6 protein-coding genes are annotated in these 5494 nt (G+C 65.9%); all 6 read right to left on the bottom strand.

Annotation, left to right across the window (positions count from 1 at the left end):
- A partial coding sequence (locus tag F615_RS0117010) for a heavy metal translocating P-type ATPase (RefSeq protein ID WP_019562345.1) occupies window positions 1–2344 on the bottom strand: 2344 nt, incomplete at its 3' end.
- A gap of 4 nt (window positions 2345–2348) precedes the next feature.
- Window positions 2349–2522 (bottom strand): DUF2933 domain-containing protein, encoded by a 174-nt coding sequence (locus F615_RS19035; RefSeq protein WP_310732007.1) that lies wholly within the window; start codon window positions 2520–2522, stop codon window positions 2349–2351.
- Window positions 2523–2622: 100 nt separating this feature from the next.
- Window positions 2623–2919: a DUF411 domain-containing protein gene (locus F615_RS20775; RefSeq protein WP_019562347.1), complete on the bottom strand. Its 297-nt coding sequence runs from the start codon at window positions 2917–2919 to the stop codon at window positions 2623–2625.
- A 210-nt stretch (window positions 2920–3129) separates the two neighbouring features.
- Entirely contained in the window at window positions 3130–3642 is a 513-nt protein-coding gene (locus tag F615_RS0117025) for a cupredoxin domain-containing protein (protein ID WP_026330412.1), read from the bottom strand.
- Window positions 3643–3698: 56 nt separating this feature from the next.
- Window positions 3699–4613, bottom strand: a complete 915-nt coding sequence (locus tag F615_RS0117030; RefSeq protein WP_245558380.1) for a copper resistance protein B — start codon at window positions 4611–4613, stop codon at window positions 3699–3701.
- 23 nt (window positions 4614–4636) lie between these two features.
- A partial coding sequence (locus F615_RS0117035; protein ID WP_019562350.1) for a multicopper oxidase domain-containing protein occupies window positions 4637–5494 on the bottom strand: 858 nt, incomplete at its 5' end.

Below are 5494 nucleotides of genomic sequence, written 5' to 3' on the forward strand. Positions count from 1 at the left end.
CGCCGCGCAAACGCAGCGCATTGCCGATCACCGATGCGGAGCTGAAACTCATCGCCAGGGCGGCGATCAACGGTGAAAGCAGCCAACCGGTGAGCGGATACAGCACGCCGGCCGCAATGGGAATGCCCAGTGCGTTGTAGAGAAAGGCGAACATCAGGTTCTGCTTCATGTTGCGGACCGTGGCCACTGACAAGGCGCGCGCCACCGCAATACCGCGCAGGTCACCCTTGACGAGCGTGATCTGTGCGCTGTTCATCGCCACGTCGGTGCCGGTGCCCATGGCGATACCGACGTCGGCCTTTGCCAAGGCCGGGGCATCATTGATGCCGTCACCAGCCATCGCAACGATACGCCCCTCGCGCTGCAGCCGCTCCACCAGTTGCAGTTTGTCGGCGGGCTTGACCTCGCCATGCACCTCATCGATGCCCAAGCGCGCCGCCACGGCCTTGGCCGTGGTCAGACCGTCGCCCGTGGCCATGACGACGCGCAAGCCCTCCGCGCGCAACGACGCCAGCGCTTGCGGTGTGGTCTTCTTCACCGGGTCGGCGACGGCCAGGACTGCGGCGAGCGCGTGATCGACGGCCAGATACATGACGCTGGCCCCCTCGGTGCGCAGCGCCTCCGCCCGCTCGGCCAATGGCCGCACGTCCACACCGAGCTGTTCCATCAGGGCCGTGTTGCCCAGTGCCACGGCATGTCCATCGACGCGCCCGCGCACGCCGATGCCTGAGTGCGAGTCGAACTCCTCGGCGCGTGAGAGCGCCAGGCCTTGCTCGCGCGCGGCCGAGACGATGGCTTCGGCCAACGGGTGCTCGCTGCCCTGGTCGAGGCTGGCAGCCAGTCGCAAGGCCTCGTCGGCGGTGAAGCCTTCGGCTGCGATCGTCGTCTGATAGCGCGGCCGGCCTTCGGTCAAGGTGCCGGTCTTGTCGACGATCAGGGTATCGACCTGGCGCATTTTCTCGATCGCGGCGGCATCGCGAAACAGCACCCCCTGCGTAGCCCCTCGCCCGGTCGCCACCATGATCGACATGGGCGTGGCCAAGCCCAGCGCGCAGGGGCAGGCGATGATCAGCACAGCCACGGCGTTGATGAGGCCAAAAACCCAGCGCGGTTCCGGCCCGAACAGGCCCCAGGCAAAAAAGGTCAGCACGGCGATGGACACCGTCGCGACCACGAAATAGCCCGCCACGACATCGGCCATGCGCTGCATCGGCGCCTTGGACCGCTGCGCCTGCGCCACCATTTGCACGATCTGGGACAGCATGGTCGCCGCGCCGACACGTTCGGCGACCATGACGAGCGCGCCACTGGTATTGAGTGTCGCGCCGATGACCTTGTCGCCTGCCTGCTTGGTCACGGGCAGGGGCTCGCCCGTCAGCATCGATTCGTCCACGGCGCTGCGGCCCTCGAGGACGGTGCCATCGACCGGAACCTTTTCGCCGGGTCGAATGCGCAGTCGATCGCCGACATGGATGTGCGTCAGGGGCACGTCCTCTTCCGTGCCATCGTCGCGAAGGCGCCGGGCGGTCTTGGGGGCCAGTCCGAGCAAGGACTTGATGGCGGCCGAGGTCTGCGAACGCGCCTTGAGTTCCAGTACCTGCCCCAGCAGGGTCAGGGAAATGATCACCGCCGCCGCCTCGAAGTACACCGCGACCCGTCCCATGGACACGAACGAGTCCGGGAACAGTTGTGGGGCCACGGTCGCCGCCACGCTGTAGACGAACGCCGCCCCGGTGCCCAGCCCGATCAGGGTCCACATGTTCGGGCTGCGATGGACCACGGACTGCCAGCCGCGCACGAAGAACGGCCAGCCCGCCCACAGGACGATGGGCAGGGACAGAACGAGTTCGATCCAGGTCTGTGTGCGCGCCTCGAACCAATGCAACTGGTGGCCGAACATGGCCAGCACAGTGACCATGACGGTCAGCGGCAGGGTGCACCAGAAGCGGCGCTGGAAATCGCGCAGCTCGGGACTCTCTTCTCCTTCGAGATCCGGCAGCACCGGCTCCAGCGCCATGCCGCACTTCGGACAATAGCCGGGGTGATCCTGCCGGATCTCGGGGTGCATGGGGCAGGTGTAGATCGTGCCTGCCGCCAGCGCCGGCGCTTCGACAGACGAAGGCTCATGGCCGCTGTAGGCATAGCGCGCCGGCTCGGCGACGAACTTCGCCCGGCACTTGGCGCTGCAGAAGTAAAAGAGTCGGCCTGCGTGCTCGACGTGGTGCTCGGACTGCGCGGTAACGTCCATGCCGCAGACAGGGTCCTTCAGACCTTCGGCCCACTGCAGTGCGCTCGGGTGGTCATGGGCGTGTCGGCGGTGTTCGTGGTCTGATCGCAGGTCCATGACTTCACGCCTCCCTGTTGGCGGGTTTGTCGGGCGGCGCACCATGCCCGCCATCGCCACCGTGGCCATGCAGCAGGTGCATCAGCGGGCACGCCAGCAGCAACAGGTATACCCAATTGCCTGCGACATGGATCCAGTGCTCGCGCAGCAGGTAGAAGCCGCCGATGAGGGCAACCATCAGCAACGCGATCCTGACACGCCGGCTCAGGCCGGACGAGCCACGCGTGTCGGGGTGGTGATCATGATGCGTCGCGCTCATCGCCGGGTGAGGGGTTTCTTCATGGATGGGAACTGAACACTTGTGCCGACCCGTCTTTCCCAACCAGCAAGACCTGGTAGGCATCACGTCGGCCGCCATACACCGGCCCGTCCATGCCGGGTGAACCAATGGGCATGCCCGGCACCGCCAAGCCCAGGGCTTGGGGCTTTTCCTTGAGCAGCCGCTGGATGTCCGTGGCGGGTACGTGGCCTTCGATCACATAGCCCTGGATCAGGGCCGTATGGCAGGAACCGAATTTCTGCGGCATCCCGAGGCGAGCGCGGGCTGCGCCGTTGCCCTGGTCGACGGCACTCACGCGGAATCCGCTTTTCTCCAGGTGGGCAATCCAGTCCTTGCAACACCCACAGTTCGGGTCCTTCCACACCTGCACGGCAAGCGTCTGCGGTGCGGCGGCTGGTGCCAGGGAGGGAAGACTCAGCGCAAGCACCGCCAGCAGCAGCCTGCGCCGCCGGGGGAACGGTTGATCAACGGTTTGGTGCATGACAAGGACCCCCGGTGACGCTGCTTATTCGACGACGATCTTGCCCACCATGCCCGCTTCCATATGGCCGGGGATGAGGCAGGCGAAGTCCACCGTACCGGGCTGATCGAACTGCCAAACCAGCCCGCCGCGCTGGCCAGGCTGGAGCGTCACCATGTTCGGCTCGGCATGCTGCATCTGGGGCATCTTGCGCATCATCTCGGCGTGTTCTTTGAGCTCCTGCAAGGAGCCGACCACCATTTCATGCGGCACCTTGCCCGCGTTTTTGACAAAGAAGCGGATCGTCTCGCCCTTTTTGACCGTGATGGTGGCGGGCGTGAACCGCATCGAGTCGTCCATGACCACCTCGATGGTGCGGTCGACCTTGGCGGGATCGCCTGGTTTGCCGACGTTGGAGTGTGATGCGCCACCGTGCATCGAACCGTGCATGCCTTGCATGTCGTGCCCGGCCATGCCATGGCCGCCCTGATGATTGCCGGCGGCCAGCGCCAACACAGGCAACGCGCTCAGCGCCAAAACGCTCAAGGTTTTCTTCATCATTGGATGCTCCTGATGGGATTCGTGAATGAGATCGTGGTTGTGCGTGGGCGCTGCTAGAACCACAGGCGCACGCCCGCCACATACCGCGTTTGCCGGGTGCGCTGCCCTTCGGCGCGCGCAAAATCCGCCGTCTGTCCAAACTTGCCCGCCCATTCGACGCCGACATAGGGCGCGAACTGGCGCGAGAATTCGTAACGCAGGCGCAGCCCTGTGGTGGCATCGGCCAGCCCACTTCCCAGGCCACGCGCTTCATCGCGCCGGCCATACAGATTGACTTCCATGCGGGGCTGCAGAATCAGGCGCTGGGTGAGCAGGAGCTCGTACTCGCCCGACAGGCGCAGTGCCGTGCGTCCCGCGCCGCCGACGTAGGCCGTGGCATCGACGTCGAACCAGTACGGGGCGAGCCCTTGGATGCCCACAGCGAGCCAAGTCCGGTCAGGGCCGGCGCCGCTGTCCTGCCGCACCCCGAGTTGGGTGTCCCAGAACGGAGCCACCGCGTGGCCCCAAAGGACCTCGGTGCGTGCCTCCTCCAGTTTGCCGTCGGCGACGTCCCCTTCGGCCTTGAGGACCAGGCGGTCGTAGGTGCCGCCGAACCAGGCTTGCGCCTCATAGGCGGTGGCGTTGCCGTCCTTCGTGTCGACGCGCTCCAGGCGATCGAGGAGCACGCTGCCAAACGCATGTTCATCGGACAGCCGCAGTTGCCGTGGCCCAGGAAATGCGTACGGGCCCGACTCCAAGGTCAAGCCATTGGCATACGCGTGCGGATCGCGGGCATCGGCGGGGGCGGCTCCGCCTTGCATGTTCATGCTGCCGTGGTCCATGGTGGTGCTCGCGCTCGATTCGGCTCGCGTTGGGGATGGAGCCGTGCGCGGGTGCCCGGCATGGCCGCCTTCCATCGGTGTTTGCGCCCAGACGGGTGCCGCACCGAGCAACACCAGCGCCGCAGTGAAGAGAGAACCGGGTTTCATGGCGAATCTTTCTTTGATGAGTTTCATGACACGACCACCACACGGAACATGCCCATGTCCATGTGCAACATCAGGTGGCAGTGCCAGGCCCAACGCCCCAGGGCGTCGGCGGTCACGAGGAAGCTGACGCGCTGCGCGGGCTGCACCGGGATGGTGTGGCGACGCACCAGGAACTGCCCGTCGGGTGTTTCCACCTCGCTCCACAGCCCATGCAAATGCATCGGGTGCGTCATCATCGTGTCGTTGTGCAGGATGATGCGCACCCGCTCGCCATACTTCAGATGCACCGGCGTGCTCTTGCCGAACTCGAGGCCGTCGAGCGACCAGGTATAGCGCTCCATGTTGCCGGTGAGGTGCAGCTCGATCTCGCGCTCGGCCCCGCGAGGATCGAGAGGGCCGCCGATCGTTTTGAGGTCGGCCAGCGTCAGCACGCGCCGGCCGTTGTTGCGCAGGCCAATGCCCGGATCGTCAAGATTGGTGCGCGGCATGTCCACCCGCATATCCGTGCTTGGGCCGTATTCCGTGCGTGCGTGACGGACCGTGGCGCTGGGCTTGGCCATCGCGCCGCCTGTCATGCCATGCATCGCGTGCTGGCCGTGATCCATGGCCATCGCGCCATGGTTCATGCCGGACATGTCGTGCTTCATGCCCGGCATGTCGTGGCCCATCGCGCCGTGGTCCATCGCGCCCATGGCCGAGCCGCCATGCCCCATCGCGCCGTGGTCCATCGCGCCCATCATGTCGGCCATGGTGAGCCATTCGACGGGATCGAGAGCAGGCACGGCGGCGTTCAAGCCCTCGCGCACCGCGAGCGTGCCGCGGGCGAAGCCGGTTCGATCCATCGATTGCGCGAAGATCGTGTAGGCGTCCTCTCGGGGCGT

The organism is Caldimonas manganoxidans ATCC BAA-369, assembly GCF_000381125.1.
Taxonomy (GTDB): Bacteria; Pseudomonadota; Gammaproteobacteria; order Burkholderiales; family Burkholderiaceae_C; genus Caldimonas; species Caldimonas manganoxidans.